This window comes from Streptococcus fermentans, from assembly GCF_040888305.1.
In the GTDB taxonomy this organism is placed as follows: domain Bacteria; phylum Bacillota; class Bacilli; order Lactobacillales; family Streptococcaceae; genus Streptococcus; species Streptococcus fermentans.
The window spans coordinates 24,067-44,145 of the sequence record NZ_JBFNFG010000002.1 but is presented as its reverse complement, the minus strand read 5'-3'; the positions used below and the strand labels follow the sequence as shown (position 1 = coordinate 44,145).

Sequence of the window (20,079 nt, the reverse complement as noted above, 5' to 3'; positions counted from 1 at the left end):
AATAATTCTTATGGAAATTGAAAAAACCAATCGAATGAATGCTCTGTTTGAATTTTATGCAGCCCTTTTGACTGATAAGCAGATGAACTATATCGAACTCTACTATGCTGATGACTATAGTTTAGCTGAAATCGCTGAAGAATTCGGTGTCAGTCGCCAGGCCGTTTATGATAATATCAAACGAACTGAAAAGATTCTGGAAGACTATGAGATGAAACTCCATATGTACTCTGACTACATTGTTCGCAGTCAAATTTTTGATCAGATTTTGGATCGTTATCCAGAGGATGCTTTTCTGCAAGAGCAAATTGAGATTTTGACCAGTATTGATAATAGGGAGTAATCATGGAAAATCTTGTTGTCTATAAAGGGATACCTTGCAAACTATTAGCTGCAGAGAAACCATTTCCTGCAAGACTACAGATTATCTCGCCCAATGATATCTCCAAAGCTATGCAAATAGGCTTTAGCTTTTGGGGATATCCAAATGAAATCATGAAAGAAGTCACACCCGAAGAACTAGAGTGTTTTCAACATTTTGGACGATTTCCACTGAATTGAATAAATAGGAGAAAAAAATGGCATTTGAAAATTTAACAGAACGTTTGCAGAACGTCTTTAAAAATCTACGTAAAAAAGGAAAAATCACAGAGAGTGATATCCAAGAGGCAACCAAAGAAATTCGTCTGGCTCTTTTAGAAGCCGACGTTGCTCTGCCAGTTGTCAAGGATTTTATCAAGAAGGTTCGTGAACGTGCCATTGGGCATGAAGTCATTGATACCCTCAATCCAGCCCAACAAATCATCAAGATTGTTAATGAAGAGTTGACAGCAGTTCTTGGTTCGGACACAGCTGAGATCATCAAGTCACCAAAAATCCCAACCATTATCATGATGGTCGGTTTGCAGGGGGCTGGTAAAACAACCTTCGCAGGAAAGCTCGCTAACAAACTCAAAAAGGAAGAGGATGCTCGTCCTTTAATGATCGCGGCCGACATCTATCGTCCTGCTGCTATTGACCAGCTTAAAACTCTCGGACAACAAATTGATGTTCCTGTCTTTGCTCTTGGAACTGAAGTTCCTGCAGTGGAGATTGTTCGTCAAGGTTTGGAGCAAGCTAAAGCCAACCATAACGACTATGTCTTGATCGATACTGCTGGTCGTTTGCAAATTGACGAGCTTCTCATGAATGAGCTTCGTGATGTTAAAGCACTTGCTCAACCAAATGAAATCCTTCTCGTCATCGATGCCATGATTGGTCAAGAAGCTGCTAACGTTGCGCGAGAATTTAACGCTCAATTAGAAGTTACTGGTGTCATCCTTACAAAGATTGACGGTGATACTCGTGGTGGTGCGGCCCTTTCTGTTCGTCACATCACTGGAAAACCAATCAAATTCACTGGTACTGGTGAAAAGATTACCGACATTGAAACCTTCCACCCAGACCGCATGGCCAGCCGTATTCTCGGTATGGGGGATATGCTGACTCTTATTGAGAAAGCTTCCCAAGAATACGATGAGCAAAAAGCCCTTGAAATGGCTGAAAAGATGCGAGAAAATACCTTTGATTTCAACGATTTCATCGATCAGTTGGATCAGGTACAAAATATGGGGCCAATGGAAGATTTGCTCAAGATGATTCCAGGTATGGCCAACAATCCTGCCCTTCAAAATATGAAGGTGGATGAAAAACAGATTGCTCGCAAACGTGCCATCGTCTCATCCATGACTCCTGAAGAACGTGAAAATCCAGATTTGCTCACTCCAAGCCGTCGTCGTCGTATCGCAGCTGGTTCTGGTAATACCTTTATCGATGTTAATAAGTTCATCAAAGACTTTAACCAAGCCAAACAACTCATGCAAGGTGTCATGTCTGGTGACATGAACAAGATGATGAAGCAAATGGGTATTAACCCTAACAACCTTCCTAAAAACATGCCTGGTGGCATGGATATGTCAGCCCTTGAAGGTATGATGGGACAAGGCGGTATGCCTGACCTGTCAGCTCTTGGAGGAGCAGGAATGCCTGATATGAGCCAGATGTTCGGTGGAGGTCTCAAGGGTAAAATCGGTGAATTTGCCATGAAGCAATCCATGAAACGCATGGCCAACAAAATGAAAAAAGCTAAGAAAAAACGCAAATAAAAAAAGGAGAGTGGGACAGAAATCGGTAATTCGTGAGAATTCGATTTCGTCGTCCCACCTCCGCAAAGTTGAGTAGGGCTGTAAAAGCTGATGAAATCAGCGTAGTAGACCCCACTCAACCACTGCGTCTTGCTCAACAATCCAAAGATAATTGAGAGGCTGGGACAAAAGTCCTAGCCTCTTTTTTAGTTATTTCTAAGTTTCTCCAAGGTTTGCTTGAATATTTCTGGAATATCAGCAGTAAATTCCATAGTTTCACCGGTTCTTGGATGGGTAAATCCTAGCGTCTTGGCATGGAGAAATTGTCCATGTCCCTTTAGGGTTTTACGAGGACCGTATACCTCATCACCAGCGACAGGATGACCGATATAAGCCATGTGCACACGGATTTGATGAGTTCGTCCTGTTTCCAGTTGCAACTCTAATAAAGAATAGTCACCAAAGCGTTCCAAGACTTGGAAGCGTGTCACTGCTGGTTTCCCTTTTGCAGTTACAGCTTGTTTCTTGCGGTCTTTTTCGCTACGTCCAATCGGCGCCTCAATGACTCCACGGTCGTTGGGAAGATTCCCATGAACGATGGCCCAATATTTCCGAAGAGACTTTTTGTCCTTCAATTCTTGAGCCAAGGCTAAATGGGCATCATCGTTTTTAGCAATCATCAAGAGTCCAGATGTATCTTTATCAATACGATGGACAATCCCTGGACGCAACACACCGTTGATTCCAGAGAGATCCTTGATATGATACATAAGGGCGTTAACCAAGGTACCACTGGTATGACCAGCACTTGGATGAACAACCATTCCTTGAGGTTTATTGACTACTGCTACATCCTCATCTTGATAAATGATTTCTAGAGGAATATCCTCAGCTACATACTCCAAAACTTCTGGTTCTGGCACCTGATAAGTAACGACATCGCCCTCTTGGACCGTATACTTGGCTTTTTTGACCTGACCATTGACCAAGACTTGGCCTGATTTGATTTGTTCATTGGCGAGACTTCGCGACAGTTCTGTCAAATTTGACAAAGCCTTGTCTAAGCGTAGTCCACCTGTTTCAATTTTAATTTCCATTCATTTCCTCTTTTAGCATTGCAATCATTAGTACGATAACCCCTACTGTCAGATAACTATCAGCCACATTGAATATGGCAAAATTGATAAAGTCTAAGTGAAACATATCCACGACAAATCCTTGGCTAATGCGATCAATGAAGTTTCCCAGACCACCTGCAATAATCAGAACCAATCCAAAGACTGTCCAGAGGGAATCCTCTATATGCTTATGCAGATACCAGATAGCTCCAACCATAACCACTAAAGTAATCACTGCAAAAAACCACTGTTGATCTTGAAGCATAGAGAAGGCTGCCCCCCTATTTTGCAGATAAGTCAAACTGACCAGATTTGGGATCCATGATTTAATTTCACCAAGAGCAATATTCTGAACGACATAAGATTTTACCAATTGGTCTAACACTATTAAGAGTGCTATGACTCCTGCTACTATTCCTCTTTTTTTCATGACTTCCTCTTCTGATCAAAATACTCTTGCATAACCTCTACAAATAAAGTCCCTGCCTGGCTCAAGTCTACTTCCTCACGTTTCACATAAACCATGCGATTATTGAGATTATCATTTAGCGGAATAACGGTGATCCCGTTCACACTATTGTTATCTAAGAATCCAGATCCAGTCGCATAAGCATTTGTTCTTTCAAGAATCCCATTTAAGGTAGCGCGGTCAGTTACATTAAACATTTGAGAGCTAGCACTTGTATCTACAAAGTTCTCTGAGTAATAAAGATACTCATCCTTTTCTTGCGTGAATCGAACTGTTGGTAAATCTGCCAAATCCTCCATAACCAACTCTTTTTTCTTGGCTAAAGGATGTCCTTCACGCAGATAGATATGCGTCTGGAAAGAAATCAACTCAATCACTTCAAGTCCTAACTTTTCAACCCGTTGCATAATTCCCTTTTGGTTTTGATTGTTGAGGTAGATAATTCCAATCTCACTATGTCCTTGAGCTACTTCATCTAAAATCTGAACAGTTGTAGATTCAAAGATACGGAAATTTTTATAGTCAGGATATTGTTGCGAAAAAGCTGTAATAGTTGGTGGCAAGAAATCATAGTGCTGGCTGGCAATTGAAAACTCATCTTTTTCCTCTTCGGGATTGGCATACTGATTTTGGAAAACATCAAATCCTTTAACCAACTCTTGTGCCTTTTCATAAAATTCCATCCCGCGACGTGTAAGAAAAGTTCCTGAACTGGTTCTACGAAAAATCTTGAAGCCAAGCTCTTTTTCCAAGTCTCTTACAGAAATAGATAGACTGGGTTGGCTAACGTACATTTTCTCAGCCGCTTCACGAAAAGTACCACTATTAGCAATAGCTACAACGTAGCGTAATTGTTGAATATTCATGATTTCTCCTTCGATTTCTATCTTATCATTATACCATAAATCAAGCCTATCCAACAAAGGAAAATCATAAGACAATCACTTCTAAGAAAAGCAACTAAAAAACACCTTTCCAGTTAGATGAAATTCTAACCAAAAGGTGTTATGTTCAATATTATTTAGCTGCTGCGTAGAGTTCGTCTACTTTATTCCAGTTAATAACTGAGAAGAAAGCTTTGATGTAGTCAGGACGAACGTTACGGTATTTCACATAGTATGCATGTTCCCAAACGTCCAAGCCCAAGATTGGTTTTTTACCTTCTGAGATTGGTGTGTCTTGGTTTGCTGTTGAAGTTACTTCAAGCTTACCTTCTTTGTTAACAACCAACCAAGCCCATCCAGAACCAAAACGAGTTGTTGCTGCTGCAGTGAAGGCTGCTTGGAATTCTTCGAATGAACCAAAAGTTTCATCGATTGCTGCTGCAAGTTCTGCTGAAGGAGCTGTTTTTTCAGGAGTCATCAATTCCCAGAAAAGAGCGTGGTTCAAGTGTCCACCACCATTGTTGATAAGTGCTTGACGGATATCAGCTGGGATAGATTCTACGTCAGCAAGCAAAGCTTCAAGGTCTTCACCGATTTCAGGGTGTTTTTCAAGAGCTGCATTTGCATTGTTAACGTAAGTTTGGTGGTGTTTGTCATGGTGCAAGTGCATTGTTTCAGCATCGATGTATGGTTCTAATGCATCGTAAGCGTATGGAAGATCTGGTAAGATAATAGCCATCTGTAATACCTCTTTTTCTTTCTATATAATGATGATAACGCAATCATCCTATTTTTTCAAGTTATTTGCTCAATTTGACTGGCTAGCAATCTGCAACAAAGCCTTCTCAAACAGGTAGCCTTTCTCATAAACTCCTGTCTTAATTTGGTAATCAGCTTGGATGAGATAACGAATAGCATTCTGGAGAAAATCAAGGGATAGTCTTAGAGAATCACGAAGGGCAAATTTGATTTGGTAGGGATTCGGATTGCGACCAAGATAGTGACCCAAACTGCTGACCATCTGGGACTCTGTCTGACCAGATTCTTGCAAAATTTTCACTTGTGTATAGAGTCTGAACTGCCCCAACATAATGGCAATCAGTTTAATCTCATCTTCTCCCTGCAAAGTCAAATCTTTCACTAAATCACGTGCCTGATCAATTTTCTTAGTCAATATTAACTGAGTTAAATCAAAAATATTATCCTGCAAAGTCTTTGGTATGGCCTCAACAATGTCTTCTTCGGTAATTCGGTCATCATCCTTATAAGACTGTAAGAAGAGTAGATTTTTCTGAATTTCACTGAATTGAAAACTAGATTTGATAAGTAACTGTTCAAAAGATTTCCCGTCAAAGGTCAGTCCTTGTTCTTGAGACCACTTTTGAAAATAGGATCGCATCTCTTGTTCTTTTGGCTCGATGGCTTCAAAAATCTTGGCATCCCTCTTTAAAATTTTAACTAGACGTCGCTTGCTATCTAGTTTACCTTCAGCAAAAACAACTAATTTACTCGTCGGAGATGGGTTTTCCAAATATTCTTCAAAAGCCTTAAGCTCATCATCAGATAGATAGCGTTTTTTAGCAGTTGTAATATCCACAAAGTGATCTAGGATTACAATTTTTTCATCCGCAAAGAAAGGAAGACTGACCAGCTCTAGTTCCAAGCTTTTGTAGTCTACTTCTTTCATATCAAAATAAGCAAAGTTCAAATCAGCAGAATCGTAGCCGATTTGCTTTAGCACCTGAGTTTTCATGATTTCATACTGTCCTTGATCAGGGCCTGTAAACAAGGTCAAACTAGGTAAATTTGATAAAGATAGCTTTTGGCTTTCTTCTATTGCTAGCATCATTTCTCCTTTCTTTTTAGTTTCTCTTTTATTTAATCAATATAATTCAATTTACCACGGAAATCTTCAAGGTTTTCATAACCTTTTTCCGCCATAATTTCTTTGAGTTCCTTAGTAATACGTTCAAAAGCACCCACACCTTCTTTATGTAGGGTAGTTCCTACCTGCACCATGCTGGCACCACATAGGATATGTTCAAAAGCATCACGTCCTGTTAATACTCCACCAGTTCCGATGATTTGAATTTCTGGATTCAAGCGTTGATAGAAAGCATGGACATTTGCAAGGGCTGTTGGTTTGATATATTCTCCACCAATCCCACCAAAGCCATTCTTAGGACGAATCACGACCGACTCGTCTTCAATATAAAGACCATTTCCGATAGAGTTAACACAATTGACAAACTTGAGCGGATATTTGTTGAAAATCGCTGCAGCTTGATCAAAATGAACAATATCAAAATAAGGTGGAAGCTTAATTCCTAATGGTTTTGTAAAATACTCAAAGACTTCTGACAAGATACGATCAGTAGTTTCAAAGTCATAGGCAATCTGAGGTTTACCTGGAACATTTGGACATGAAAGATTGAGCTCAGTTAGGCCACGAAAATCACTCTCTTGAACTTTTTTCAAGATGGCATGAGTTTCCTCTGGAGACATTCCAACTAATGATAAAAAGAAGGTACGGTTTGGTTCCTTGTCTTGCAATTCCAATAGATAGTTTAAGTAATAATCTAAACCATTATTTGGTAGACCCATAGAGTTGATTGAACCGAGTGGAACATCTTGATAACGTGGTTCAGGATTTCCCTGACGAAATTCCAAGGTTGCTGTTTTAGTGACAAAGGTTCCTGCTGCTGAGTTTTTGACACTTTCCAACTCCTCAACTGTCATACAAGCAACTCCTGCCGCATTCATCAAGCAATTGTCAAACTCAAAACCAGCAATCTGTGTTTTAGTTGATACCATGATTCTGTTCCTCCAGATTCCTTTTTATGTTTAATATTATACCATACTTTGACTTTTGCTTTTCAATAAAACCATTTCCATAGAAAATGTTCGTTTTTTAGCAAGTTTTGAATCAGTTGTATCAAATTGAAAGAATTTTTAGAAAATTTGTGTTTTTTTCTTTACACTGAAAAAATTTTCTGCTATAATGACTCATGTAATAAAATATGACAACAAAAAGGAGAACGATATGACATCTGCTAAAGAATATATCCAAAGCGTGTTTGAAACTGTAAAAGCTCGTAACGGGCATGAGGCTGAATTTCTCCAGGCGGTTGAAGAATTCTTCAGCACTTTGGAGCCTGTCTTTGAAAAACACCCTGAGTATATTGAAGAAAATATTTTGGCACGTATCACTGAGCCAGAACGCGTAATTTCTTTCCGTGTTCCTTGGGTTGACCGTGATGGAAAAGTTCAAGTTAACCGTGGTTACCGTGTTCAATTCAACTCAGCTGTTGGACCATATAAAGGCGGACTTCGTTTCCACCCAACTGTAAACCAAGGGATCTTGAAATTCCTCGGTTTCGAACAAATCTTTAAAAACGTTTTGACTGGACTTCCAATCGGTGGAGGTAAAGGTGGATCAGACTTTGACCCTAAAGGCAAAACTGATGCTGAAGTGATGCGCTTCTGCCAAAGCTTCATGACCGAATTGCAAAAATACATCGGACCATCTCTTGACGTACCTGCTGGTGATATCGGTGTTGGTGGACGTGAGATTGGTTACCTTTACGGACAATACAAACGCCTTAACCAGTTTGATGCCGGTGTCTTGACTGGTAAACCTCTTGGATTTGGTGGTAGCTTGATTCGTCCAGAAGCAACTGGTTACGGTTTGGTTTACTACACTGAAGAAATGCTTAAAGCTAACGGCAACAGCTTTGCTGGTAAGAAAGTTGTGATTTCAGGTTCTGGTAACGTAGCTCAATACGCTCTTCAAAAAGCAACTGAACTTGGTGCAACTGTTATTTCAGTATCTGACTCAAACGGTTATGTCATCGACGAAAATGGTATTGACTTTGAACTTCTTACAGACGTTAAAGAAAAACGCCGTGCTCGTTTAACTGAGTATGCTGCAGAAAAACCAACTGCTACTTACTATGAAGGTTCTGTATGGACTTACACTGGTAGCTACGATATCGCTCTTCCATGTGCTACTCAAAATGAGATCAATGGTGAAGCTGCGAAACGCTTGGTTGCTCAAGGAGTTATCTGTGTATCTGAAGGAGCTAACATGCCTAGCGACCTTGAAGCTATCAAAGTCTACAAGGAAAATGAAATCCTTTACGGACCTGCCAAAGCTGCCAATGCTGGTGGGGTAGCTGTATCTGCTCTTGAAATGAGCCAAAACAGCCTTCGCCTTTCATGGACACGTGAAGAAGTGGACGGTCGTTTGAAAGATATCATGAATAACATTTTCAACACAGCTAAAACAACTGCAGAAACTTACGGTCTTGGAACTGACTACCTTGCAGGTGCTAACATTGCAGCCTTTGAAAATGTAGCAAACGCTATGATCGCACAAGGGATTGTTTAATTCCTAGTAACTATATAACTCCTCACTCCTGTGAGGAGTTTTTTCTTATATAGTTACTTAGTTTATAAAATACATGTTATAATAAAGCTATGGCATATAGTACAGATTTTAAACAACGAGCATTAAATTACATCAAAGAGGGACACAGCCATGTCGAGGCATCCAAAGTTTTTGATGTTGGCGTCAGAACTCTCTTCACATGGGAAAAGAAATTACGTGAACAAGGGCACTTAGAGCGGAAAAAGAGAGTCGCCAAAAGCCGAAAGATTCCTTTGGAGGAGTTGATGGCCTTTGTAGAGGCTCATCCAGATACTTTTTTACGGGAAATTGCGGCACATTTTGATTGTGCTGTTCCTTCAGTATGGGCAGCTTTAACGCAGATCAATGTCACTTTAAAAAAAGACGACTAGCTTTAAGGAACAAGATCCAGAGAAAGTCGCTGAATTTCTTGATATTTTGGATAATCTAAAAGATTTACCAGTCGTATATATTGACGAAACAGGAATCGACCGCTACCTCTATTGTTCTCATGCACGGGCTCCTAGAGGAGAGAAAGTCTATGAAAAGATTAATGGACGGCGTTTTGAGCGGACTTCAATTGTTGCAGGACAAGTAGATGGAGAGTTTATAGCTCCTATGATTTACAAGGAAAGCATGACGAGCGACTTCTTTGTGAAGTGGTTCAAAACGCAACTCCTGCCTGCTTTGAAGACACCTCATGTCATTGTCATGGACAATGCTAGTTTTCATCCCAAGAAGATTTTGGATGAACTTTGCGTCAAAGATAAACACTTTTTCTTACCTCTACCACCTTATTCACCAGATTTGAATCCCATTGAGCAAGCTTGGGCTGTCTTGAAAAAGAAAGTGACAAATTTATTAAGGGAAATCCCAAATATCTTTGAATGTTTAGAGTGCTTTTTTAAAACTAAATAACTATACAATAAAAAAGACCTACCCTACTGGATAGATCTTTATTTTCTTACAATTTACCTGCTACTGTATCCAACAATTCTTGGATCTTCGCTTGGTTGCTTCCTCCTGCCATGGCCATGTCTGGTTTACCACCACCACGTCCATCGACGATTGGTACCAATTCTTTGACAAGGTTTCCTGCATGAAGGTCTTTTGTCTTTCTGACTACTAAAACATATACTTTGTCTTCACAATCCATGGAATTTCTTGATTACACTCATAAACTGTACAATTTTGTTTTTGGGAAACTTTATTAAATACAAATTTTTCAAATTCAAAAAGAATTTGATTCTCAATTAAACTACAATTATATAATACAATATTTTTATAATAATTTTCAAGTATAGGAGAATCTTTACTCGGAGAACCAGGCAAATTCTTATATTTCAATGTTCCTTCTATTTTGCTAGGTAAAGGTGCCTCTTCAACCATTCCAATAATAAAATTATATTGTATTTTAAAGTTTCTGTTTGGTTCTTTTTTATAATTCAGTGGAGATCCAATGATAGCAATATCAGATAGAGCTCTCAAAACTGATGTATGAAATTGCACAGGAATTTTTTCTAAATACGATGTAGCAGTTTTTTTCAATTCTATTATATAAACTGATACAATGTTATCCACAAACCATAAAATGATTCCATCACAAAACTTTTGAGAAAATAATGTATTCATCCCATTATTATCCGGATTATGCTTTCCTAATTTATATAACCTTCCCTTTTGTGGAAAAGATAAATGCAAATTCATTTCAAAATTATTTTGTTTTTCAGAAATGATAGTCTGAAACGTATTAATTTCTTCAATGAAATCACAATTTATTAATTTTGTATTTCTCAATATAATCACTCTTCCAAATAAATTAAGTTTTGTTGACTTTTTTGAGTCTGTTCCTGCAGTAATAACAATTGTTCATTCATAAATTCTGAAATTAAACCATAATTACCCAGTTCCAATTTAGTAAACATATACTTAGAATTGTTCTCAGATTTTAAATCAAGAAGCTCCCATCCACCTACTGTATTATTACTAGGACTAGCCAAATACCAATTATTAACAAGTGTCAACATAATATCACTATGGGTTGCAATAACAATTCTATAATGCTTTGAAAGATGTTTTAAATATTTAAACATTCCTAAAATACTCTTTATCGAGAGGTGAGCCTCTGGCTCCTCAATGATTAACAATCGACGACTAACAGATTTCATTGACCTTCTAGGAAACCTTTGATATTGTTCTAAAATATGTAAACTCTGTAATTTATTTTGTTTAGTAGAAAATAACTCACGTGGGATTTCTACACCTAAATCATCTGTTAAAGAAATTACCTCACCATCATCAAAATTTAGAGTGCCCCCAATTAATTCCTTAAATTCATCTGAAGTAAAATCATCTTCTTCCAAGAATTTAGCCATAAATCGTTTGGATTCTTTAGCTTCCTCATAGTCTTTCATAAATTTCTGTTCACTATAACGTAAAAACGGAGTTTCTGAAAAGATTTTTTCAAGATTCTTGCTCATTGAATATACACGCTCTGACGGGATATAAGTAATATTAAAAATATTATTAATGATTATAAACTTCTTTTCAATGATTTCAGATATCATAAATTTAAAGGATTCTAATAAATACTTAAATGGGTCCGTATTCATTGATTTTATGATTTCCTTTAAATTACTTTCAGTTAAGAATCTAACATGGTTAATATCTTTGTTCTCAAACTCTATATAATAGTCTTCTGTATCTTCAATATTAATATAATTATTATCAGAGTTATTTGAAAAAGATTTAATACTTACTGTAATTTCATCAGAAAAATTGATTAGCTTATTAATATCTTTAAATTCTATTAACAAACCATCCATCGATAGGTTTTCGTTCAATACATCAGATTTCAACCTATCCTCAATTTCGTCTTTTAATTTTTGTATTCCAACATTAAATAGATTTTCCACTTCTAAAACATCACTGAAAGATAGTTCATATTTATAACTGTTATTACCTTCTTTAGAAATTCTATTTATATTTAGGTTGGCCTGATCAATTATACTCGAAATAAAATTATATTTTGAATCTAAATGTGAAATAACTGTATCGTTAATCTTACTATATGCTTCTAGCAATAAAGTCTTTCCAGTTCCATTATCTCCAATCAAAATATTCATTTGATTACTAAATTCTAAATCGACATTATTGATATTCGCAAATTTATCAATTTTAATTCTCATTGTAAACCCCTTTCTTTAAAAGGTTATATAGAAATCTTTAAAGTATAGCAATTAACTCACTTTAAACTTTTTTTCAAAAATAATAGTTAAATTTACTTCGATTTCCAGTTTCTTTCTTACAATTTACCTGCTACTGCATCCAACAATTCTTGGATTTTCGCTTGATTGCTTCCTCCTGCCATGGCCATGTCTGGTTTACCACCACCACGTCCATCGACAATTGGAGCTAATTCTTTGATCACATTACCTGCGTGTACCTCTTTTGTCTTGCTGGCTACAAGGACATTGACTTTGTCACCAATGGCTGCGACAAGAACAAGGACATCAGAGTAGTCTTTTTGTTTCCAGTTATCCGCAAAGGTACGAAGGGCACCTGCGTCTGATACAGATACTTGGCTGGCAATGTAACGGTGTCCGTTTGCTTCTTGAACATTCTTGAAGACATCACCTGCTACCGCCGCTGCTGCTTTTTCCTTCAATTCTGCATTTTCTTTTTGCAATTGACGGAGTTGCTCTTGAAGTCCTTCCACCTTGTGAGGTACTTCTTTGAGTTGAGGAGCTTTCAAGGTTGCTGCGACTGCTTTCAGTGCATCTTCTTGGTCACGATAAGCTTCAAAGGCCTCTTTACCAGTCACTGCCAAGATACGACGAGTTCCTGATCCGATCCCTTCTTCTTTGACAATCTTGAAGAGACCGATTTCAGAAGTATTGCCAACGTGAGTACCACCACAAAGCTCTACTGAATAGTCCCCGATAGTGACTACACGAACTTCCTTACCGTATTTCTCACCAAAGAGGGCCATAGCTCCCATTTCTTTAGCTGTGTCAATATCAGTCTCAACTGTTTCCACTGCGATGGCTTCCCAAATCTTTTCATTGACTTGTTGCTCAATAGCACGCAATTCTTCAGGAGTGACAGCTTGGAAGTGAGTGAAGTCAAAGCGAAGGAATTCTACTTCATTAAGTGAACCTGCTTGAGTTGCATGGTGGCCAAGGATATTATGAAGAGCTGCATGGAGCAAGTGAGTGGCTGTGTGGTTCTTCATGACACGATGACGACGATTGCTATCGATAGCCAAAGTGTATTCTTGGTTCAATGCAAGAGGAGCAAGAACTTCAACGGTGTGCAATGCTTGTCCGTTTGGTGCTTTTTGAACGTCTGTTACAGTCGCTACGACATTTCCTGCAGCATCCAAGATTTGACCATGGTCCGCAACTTGTCCACCCATTTCAGCGTAGAAAGGTGTCTCTGCAAAGATAAGTGACGCAGTTCCTTCTGATACAGCTTCTACTTCAGCATTGTCCGCTACGATAGCAACCAACTTAGAAGACAATTGACTAGCATTGTAGTTGAAGACACTCTCAACAGTGATGTTTTGAAGGGTTTCATTTTGCATACCCATAGATCCACCTTTGACAGCAGATGCACGCGCACGTTCTTGTTGTTCCTTCATGGCTGCTTCGAAGCCTTCACGGTCTACAGTCATACCAGCTTCTTCAGCGATTTCTTCTGTCAATTCCACTGGGAATCCGTATGTATCATAGAGTTTAAAGACATCTTGACCGGCGATGACAGATTGACCTTTTTCTTTCAAGTCTGCTACGATACCTTGGGCAAAGTGTTGACCTGAGTGAAGAGTACGAGCAAATGACTCTTCTTCGCTCTTAACGATTTTTTCGATAAAGTCACGTTTTTCAAGCACTTCTGGATAGTAGCTTTCCATGATTTTTCCAACAGTTGGAACGAGTTTGTAAAGGAAAGGCTCGTTGATGCCTAATTTTTGACCATGCATAGAGGCACGGCGGAGAAGACGACGGAGGACATAACCACGACCTTCATTTCCAGGAAGGGCACCATCACCGATAGCAAATGAAAGAGAACGGATGTGGTCTGCAATGACCTTGAAGCTCATGTTGTCGCCATCTTGGTCGTATACCTTACCAGACAATTTCTCCACTTCACGGATGATTGGCATGAAGAGGTCAGTTTCAAAGTTTGTCTTAGCCCCTTGGATAACCGCCACCAAACGCTCCAAACCAGCGCCCGTATCAATATTCTTGTGTGGCAATTCTTTGTACTCGCTACGAGGAACAGCAGGGTCTGCGTTAAATTGTGACAATACAATGTTCCAGATTTCGATATAACGGTCGTTTTCGATATCTTCTGCAAGAAGACGAAGACCAATATTTTCAGGGTCAAAGGCTTCTCCACGGTCGAAGAAGATTTCTGTATCAGGTCCAGAAGGTCCCGCACCGATTTCCCAGAAGTTGTCTTCGATTGGGATCAAGTGACTTGGATCTACTCCCACTTCAATCCAGCGGTTGTATGAATCCTTGTCATCTGGATAATAAGTCATGTAAAGTTTGTCTTTAGGGAAGTCAAACCACTCAGGACTTGTCAAAAGCTCATATGCCCATGTAATTGCTTCGTCACGGAAGTAATCCCCGATTGAGAAGTTCCCCAACATTTCAAACATGGTATGGTGACGAGCAGTCTTCCCTACGTTTTCGATATCATTGGTACGGATAGCCTTTTGAGCATTGGTAATACGTGGATTTTCAGGAATGATGGTTCCATCAAAGTATTTTTTAAGAGTGGCAACCCCTGAGTTGATCCACAAAAGTGTTGGGTCGTTTACTGGAACCAAGCTAACGGATGGTTCTACAGAGTGACCTTTGGTTGCCCAGAAATCAAGCCACATTTGGCGGACTTGTGCACTAGATAATTGTTTCATATGTATCTCCTTTTTACTAATTTGATTGGCTTTCTAGCATTTCCACATAGTCGATAGCGACACAGAGGGAAATGACTAGGTCTGCATAAGATTCGTCATAGACTGTTACAGTATAGGTAGAGGTTAAATGGAAAAGTTCCTTGGTAATCTCAGCAATCACTTGGTCACGATCATCCAGCAATTTAAAATTCAAATCCCATACATTTCCTTCGATGCGAAGACCGAGATTTTCAAACTCATACTTATCTCTGAAGAAAGTCAACTTCTTTCGGATATAAAAATGATCTCCATTACTGAGTTGAATCTCAAAACGAGGTAGGAAAGTTAAGACTTCCTTACTAATCTCACTGACCTGCTCACCAGCAACATCATAGATGGTAAAAGTTTTAGGAATCTTAAAAAATGAACCTTCAACCTGATAGGCGACATTGCCCAACTCATCCTTGATATCAAAGCGTTCACCACTTAGGCGAAATTTTTGTTTGACAAGAAATGTTCTCATAAACACCTCCAAAAATAAAAGACAAATCCATATCACGAAGGGCGAAAAACCGCGGTGCCACCTTCATTCAATGAACTTGTCATTCTTTGATTCTTATGCAATTGTTGAATTGAGTAGCATGATTTTCTATCTTAGATGGCTCGCAGCACCGCCAATTCTCTGAACTAAGATGGAGAGAAAATCAATTCTCAACTCTAGTATTATACCGTTTTTTTGAGTTTGAGTCAAGGTTAATAACCATGAAGTAAAACTTATTTTTTTAACAGTTTACCAAATATTATATAGGCGATAGACCACAAGAAACTTCCAACCAATAAGAATTGACCTAAAACAATGAGATAATCCAAAATTGAGACCAACTTATACCATCCACTAAATAGAAGACAGGGAAGAACAGTAAAAAGCATGATGATAAAATGTATAATAGATTGTTTAAATAGCGACCATTTTTCAATTTCATAAATTACCGATGCTGATGCTATCGAGGTAGCAATGACGCCAACCAAAAATGTACTTTTAACTTGAAAAACATCGATCCCTTGAAGTGTCATAAAAATTGCTAAACTGGTCATAATGACAAAAGGAATCATTCCTCTAAAAATAGCTTTTTTTATCATAGCTACTACCTCAATCATAAGCATAAAATCCTTTAACTCTATCGAAATTATAGCATGATTAAGTATATTTTTCTACTAATTCATGATCTATTTTAATAAATAACCTAGCCATAACATGCTGAATTTTCTATGGCTAGGTTTTATTTTTATTTAATTGTTATTTCCGATAGTTGGAAATCTCCTACTTCCGATACATCTTAAATTGTAGGAAGAGGTCGCTGTAAATTCCTGTCCATTTATGGTCAAACTTCTCATAAACTTCTAGGTGTTTCATAGTATCTGCATCAGGATAGAAGGACTTATCCTCTTTTGTCTCCTCAGGGAGCATTTCCTTAGCAGCATTGTTTGGTGTTGAATAGCCGACATACTCCGCATTTTTCAGAGCATTTTCAGGCTTCAACATAAAGTTGATAAAGGCATAGGCTGCGTCTTGGTTTTTAACTGTTTTGGGAATGACCATATTGTCAAACCAGAGATTGCTGGCCTCTGTCGGTACGACATAGCGAAGATTTTCATTTTTCTCTAGCATCTGACTGGCTTCACCAGAGAAGGTCACACCGATGGCAGCGTTATTCTGAATCATGTAACCCTTCATCTCATCCGCCACAATAGCCTTGATATTAGGTGTTAGCTTATAGAGCTTATCTACCGTTTCCTCCAACTGCTGTGGATCTTTAGAGTTGAGGCTATAGCCTAGCGAGTTAAGACCTAAACCAAGTACTTCACGCGCCCCATCAAAGAGCATGATAGAGTTTTTATACTCTGGCTTCCAAAGGTCGTCCCAATGTTCAGGCGCTTCTTCCACCATAGTTTCATTGTAGACGATTCCCAAGGTCCCCCAGAAGTATGGGATAGAGTACTGGTTGTTTGGGTCAAAGGACTGGTTTAGAAATTCTGGACCAATATTCTCAATGCCCTCAATCTTACTATAATCCAGTGGAACTAGAAGGTCTTCGTCCTTCATTTTGTTAATCATGTACTCACTTGGGATGGCAATATCATAAGTCGTTCCACCCTGCTTGATTTTCGTGTACATGGCTTCGTTGGAGTCAAAGGTCTCATACTGGACTTGGATTCCTGTTTCTTCTGTAAATTTTTCCAGAAGTTCAGGGGCGATATAGTCTCCCCAGTTGTAGATAACCAATTTTTGACTATCGCGACTATTGATTTTACTGTCAAGATGGTAAGAAATTCCCCACAAAACAAGGATAATGGCTAGAATTCCTGCTAAAAATGAATAGAGTCGTTTCATGCTTGCTCCTCCTTCTCACGTGAAATGAAGTAATATCCGACAACTAGGATAATACTAAAGAGAAAGACCAAGGCTGAGAGTGCATTGATTTCTAGCGAAATTCCCTTACGAGCCCGAGAGTAGATCTCAACTGACAAGGTTGAAAAGCCATTCCCCGTTACAAAGAAGGTCACGGCAAAGTCATCTAGGGAATAGGTGAAAGCCATGAAGTAACCTGCAATGATAGACGGTGTTAGGTAAGGAAGCATAATTTCCTTGAACATCTGAAACTGACTAGCTCCAAGGTCATAGGCTGCATGGATCATATCTCCATTCATTTCTTTTAATCGAGGCAAGACCATAAGCACTACGATTGGAATCGAGAAGGCTACGTGACTAGACAAAACAGTCAGAAAACCGAGTGAAAACTTGAGTTGGGTAAAGAGAATCAAGAAGCTGGCACCAATCATAACGTCTGGTGCAACCATCAAAATGTTATTAAGAGATAAGAAGGCTTCTTGATATTTTTTTCGTGATTGGTAGATGTAAATGGCACCAAAAGTCCCAATAACAGTCGCAATCAGGGCTGATAGGAAGGCTAGTAAAAAGGTCTGAACCAAGATTAGCATGAGTCTTCCGTCACCAAACATGGTTTCAAAGTGAGACAAACTAAAGCCTGTGAAGCTATTCATATCATCCCCAGCATTAAAGGCGTAACCAATCAAGTAAAAGATTGGCAAATAAAGGACGATAAAGACAAAGGCTAGGTAAAGATTCGATAATTTTTTCATCGTTCTCTCCTTTCCTTAGTCACCCACATGGTGATAAACATGGTTAGGATAAGAACAACACCGATAGTTGAACCCATACCGTAATTATCGTTTGTTAGGAAGTTCTGCTCGATAGCAGTCCCCAAGGTAATGACTCGGTTCCCTCCAATCAAACGGGTCAACATAAAGAGACTTAAACTCGGGATAAAGACAGATTGGACACCACTTCGCACCCCATTCATAGACAGAGGGAAGATGACATGACGGAAGGTTTCCCACTTGGTCGCACCTAGGTCATAGCTGGCATTGATGAGATTATTATCCATATCATCCAAGACATTGAAGATGGGCAAAATCATAAATGGAAGCTCGATGTAGCTTGCGACAAAGATAAATGAGAAATCCGTAAAGAGCAACTGCTGCGAACCGATTCCGATAAATTCAAGGAATTGGTTGATAGAGCCATTTTGCCCAAAAATCCCAATAAAGGCATAGGCCTTGAGGAGAAGGTTGATCCAAGTTGGCAAAATGATGAGCATGAGCCAAAGTTGACGGTGCTTGAGACGAGTCAAAAAGAGAGCTGTTGGGTAGCTGATAAGAAGCGTCACCAGAGTTACAATCCCAGCATAGAGGACTGAGTTAAAACTCATTTTGAGATAGGTTAAATTTTGTGACGCAAAATAGGATTTATAGTTTTCTAAACTGAACTGGCCTTCGATGTTGAAAAAGGATTGCCCGAATATCAAGACCAAGGGTGCCAAAACAAAGAGTGCAATCCAAAGCATGTAGGGCACTACAAAGAGTTTAGAGGTTGTTTTCTTCATCTCTTTCCTCCTCAATAGCGTTAATCAAACCTGCTTCTTGCTCTTCGATTTCTACGTACTCTTCGATACGAGCATCGAACTCTTCTTCTGTTTCATTGAGACGCATGATGTGGATGTCTTCTGGTTCAAAGTCCAGACCGATTTCCTCGCCCACAATAGCCTTACGAGTTGAGTGAATCATCCATTCATTACCCAGTTCATCATAGGCGATAATCTCATAGTGAACCCCACGGAAGAGCTGAGTATCGACCTTAACTTGGAGCTTGCCTTCTTCTGGAAGTGTTATGCGCAAGTCTTCTGGACGAATCACGACTTCAACCGGTTCATTTGGTTTCATCCCACCGTCGACCGCTTCAAAGCGTTTGCCGTTAAACTCGACCAAGTAGTCCTCAATCATAGTTCCAGGCAAGATGTTTGATTCACCGATAAAGGTTGCAACAAAGTGGTTGATTGGCTCGTCGTAGATGTCAACTGGTGTTCCTGACTGAACAATTTCACCGTCATTCATAACGAAAATCCAGTCACTCATAGCCAAGGCTTCTTCTTGATCATGGGTAACAAAAACAAAGGTAATGCCCAATCGCTGCTGCAGTTCACGCAGTTCGTACTGCATGTCTGTTCGCAATTTCAAGTCCAAGGCTGACAAAGGTTCATCCAAGAGTACCACACGAGGCTGGTTGATAATCGCACGCGCAATAGCTACACGCTGGCGTTGTCCTCCAGAAAGCTTACGGATTGAACGTTTTTCAAAACCTTCCAACTGTACCATTTTGAGAACTTCTAATACACGTTGTTCGATTTCTTTTTTATCGACCTTACGCAAACGCAATGGAAAGGCAACATTTTCAAAGACATTCATATGCGGAAACAAGGCATAAGATTGGAAGACTGTATGAACATCGCGCTTATTAGTTGGGATATCATTGATTCGCACGCCATCCAGTAAAATATCTCCAGTGGTTGCATCCAGCAAACCAGCAATGATATTGAGAATGGTTGATTTTCCTGAACCAGATGCTCCTAGCAGTGTATAAAATTTCCCTTCTTCCAACTCAAAATTAATATCTTTGAGAACCTTGGTGTTGCTATCTTCAAAAACTTTAGAAACGTTTTTGAATTCGATAATTGGTTTTTTCAATTGGCATAAATTCCTTCTTTTTCATAGATTAACAGATCAGGGCTCTGTCAGGCCGCCACTACCTCTTGCAGG

The 20,079-nt window shown here is 39.1% G+C and carries 19 protein-coding genes and 2 pseudogenes; 5 read left to right on the top strand and 16 right to left on the bottom strand.

The window, feature by feature from the left end:
• Window positions 1-10: 10 nt before the first annotated feature.
• Genes AB2B50_RS02570 through ffh form a run of 3 tightly spaced genes read left to right on the top strand, consistent with a single transcriptional unit; the run spans window position 11 to window position 2,144 of the window.
• The gene (locus AB2B50_RS02570) at window positions 11-343 is read left to right on the top strand and encodes a putative DNA-binding protein (RefSeq protein ID WP_320692334.1); all 333 of its coding nucleotides are present in this window, start codon (window positions 11-13) and stop codon (window positions 341-343) included.
• 2 nt (window positions 344-345) lie between these two features.
• Entirely contained in the window at window positions 346-561 is a 216-nt protein-coding gene (locus AB2B50_RS02565) for a 2-oxoglutarate:acceptor oxidoreductase (protein WP_320692333.1), read from the top strand.
• Between the two features lie 17 nt (window positions 562-578).
• Window positions 579-2,144: a signal recognition particle protein gene (gene ffh, locus AB2B50_RS02560; RefSeq protein WP_320692332.1), complete on the top strand. Its 1,566-nt coding sequence runs from the start codon at window positions 579-581 to the stop codon at window positions 2,142-2,144.
• A 185-nt stretch (window positions 2,145-2,329) separates the two neighbouring features.
• Here the strand turns inward: ffh and AB2B50_RS02555 are convergent, their stop codons facing one another.
• The 6 genes from AB2B50_RS02555 to AB2B50_RS02530 all read right to left on the bottom strand — a co-directional run bounded on the left by AB2B50_RS02555 (window position 2,330) and on the right by AB2B50_RS02530 (window position 7,408).
• Window positions 2,330-3,220, bottom strand: coding sequence for an RluA family pseudouridine synthase (locus tag AB2B50_RS02555; RefSeq protein WP_320692331.1), 891 nt, complete (start codon window positions 3,218-3,220; stop codon window positions 2,330-2,332).
• Window positions 3,210-3,671 carry a signal peptidase II gene (lspA, locus tag AB2B50_RS02550; protein ID WP_320692330.1) on the bottom strand — a complete coding sequence of 154 codons (462 nt, stop codon included), beginning with the start codon at window positions 3,669-3,671 and terminating at the stop codon, window positions 3,210-3,212. Before lspA ends, AB2B50_RS02555 begins: the two co-directional genes overlap by 11 nt.
• The gene (locus tag AB2B50_RS02545; RefSeq protein WP_320692329.1) at window positions 3,668-4,576 is read right to left on the bottom strand and encodes a LysR family transcriptional regulator; all 909 of its coding nucleotides are present in this window, start codon (window positions 4,574-4,576) and stop codon (window positions 3,668-3,670) included. Before AB2B50_RS02545 ends, lspA begins: the two co-directional genes overlap by 4 nt.
• A gap of 151 nt (window positions 4,577-4,727) precedes the next feature.
• On the bottom strand, window positions 4,728-5,333 hold the full coding sequence (gene sodA, locus AB2B50_RS02540; RefSeq protein ID WP_006150800.1) for a superoxide dismutase SodA: 606 nt from the start codon (window positions 5,331-5,333) through the stop codon (window positions 4,728-4,730).
• A 69-nt stretch (window positions 5,334-5,402) separates the two neighbouring features.
• Entirely contained in the window at window positions 5,403-6,440 is a 1,038-nt protein-coding gene (gene holA, locus AB2B50_RS02535; RefSeq protein WP_320692328.1) for a DNA polymerase III subunit delta, read from the bottom strand.
• A gap of 32 nt (window positions 6,441-6,472) precedes the next feature.
• Window positions 6,473-7,408 carry a dihydroorotate oxidase gene (locus tag AB2B50_RS02530; RefSeq protein WP_320692327.1) on the bottom strand — a complete coding sequence of 312 codons (936 nt, stop codon included), beginning with the start codon at window positions 7,406-7,408 and terminating at the stop codon, window positions 6,473-6,475.
• Between the two features lie 229 nt (window positions 7,409-7,637).
• Between AB2B50_RS02530 and gdhA the strand changes: the two genes are divergently transcribed.
• Entirely contained in the window at window positions 7,638-8,984 is a 1,347-nt protein-coding gene (gene gdhA, locus AB2B50_RS02525; RefSeq protein ID WP_320692326.1) for an NADP-specific glutamate dehydrogenase, read from the top strand.
• A gap of 89 nt (window positions 8,985-9,073) precedes the next feature.
• Window positions 9,074-9,920 (top strand): annotated as a pseudogene (locus tag AB2B50_RS02520) (IS630 family transposase).
• Between the two features lie 46 nt (window positions 9,921-9,966).
• On the opposite strand, the pseudogene AB2B50_RS02515 reads toward AB2B50_RS02520, so the two are convergent.
• The 10 genes and pseudogenes from AB2B50_RS02515 to AB2B50_RS02470 form a co-directional block, all read right to left on the bottom strand.
• Window positions 9,967-10,146: pseudogene (locus tag AB2B50_RS02515) on the bottom strand (DHHA1 domain-containing protein); the annotation flags it as partial.
• Window positions 10,128-10,799, bottom strand: a complete 672-nt coding sequence (locus tag AB2B50_RS02510; RefSeq protein ID WP_320692324.1) for a hypothetical protein — start codon at window positions 10,797-10,799, stop codon at window positions 10,128-10,130. The pseudogene AB2B50_RS02515 and the gene AB2B50_RS02510, both read right to left, overlap by 19 nt.
• A 5-nt stretch (window positions 10,800-10,804) precedes the next feature.
• On the bottom strand, window positions 10,805-12,190 hold the full coding sequence (locus tag AB2B50_RS02505; protein ID WP_320692323.1) for a hypothetical protein: 1,386 nt from the start codon (window positions 12,188-12,190) through the stop codon (window positions 10,805-10,807).
• Window positions 12,191-12,306: 116 nt separating this feature from the next.
• Window positions 12,307-14,925 carry an alanine--tRNA ligase gene (gene alaS, locus AB2B50_RS02500; RefSeq protein WP_320692322.1) on the bottom strand — a complete coding sequence of 873 codons (2,619 nt, stop codon included), beginning with the start codon at window positions 14,923-14,925 and terminating at the stop codon, window positions 12,307-12,309.
• A 16-nt stretch (window positions 14,926-14,941) separates the two neighbouring features.
• On the bottom strand, window positions 14,942-15,427 hold the full coding sequence (locus AB2B50_RS02495) for an LURP-one-related/scramblase family protein (protein WP_320692321.1): 486 nt from the start codon (window positions 15,425-15,427) through the stop codon (window positions 14,942-14,944).
• A 251-nt stretch (window positions 15,428-15,678) separates the two neighbouring features.
• Window positions 15,679-16,062, bottom strand: coding sequence for a DUF3021 family protein (locus tag AB2B50_RS02490; protein ID WP_239682029.1), 384 nt, complete (start codon window positions 16,060-16,062; stop codon window positions 15,679-15,681).
• A 163-nt stretch (window positions 16,063-16,225) separates the two neighbouring features.
• Complete coding sequence (locus AB2B50_RS02485; protein ID WP_049508863.1) at window positions 16,226-17,296, bottom strand: ABC transporter substrate-binding protein; 1,071 nt, start codon at window positions 17,294-17,296, stop codon at window positions 16,226-16,228.
• Window positions 17,293-18,066, bottom strand: a complete 774-nt coding sequence (locus AB2B50_RS02480; RefSeq protein ID WP_045763347.1) for an ABC transporter permease — start codon at window positions 18,064-18,066, stop codon at window positions 17,293-17,295. The genes AB2B50_RS02485 and AB2B50_RS02480 overlap by 4 nt, the downstream gene beginning before the upstream one ends.
• Window positions 18,063-18,869: an ABC transporter permease gene (locus AB2B50_RS02475; RefSeq protein ID WP_000754116.1), complete on the bottom strand. Its 807-nt coding sequence runs from the start codon at window positions 18,867-18,869 to the stop codon at window positions 18,063-18,065. Before AB2B50_RS02475 ends, AB2B50_RS02480 begins: the two co-directional genes overlap by 4 nt.
• Window positions 18,850-20,007, bottom strand: a complete 1,158-nt coding sequence (locus tag AB2B50_RS02470) for an ABC transporter ATP-binding protein (protein WP_045763348.1) — start codon at window positions 20,005-20,007, stop codon at window positions 18,850-18,852. Before AB2B50_RS02470 ends, AB2B50_RS02475 begins: the two co-directional genes overlap by 20 nt.
• Window positions 20,008-20,079 lie beyond the last annotated feature (72 nt).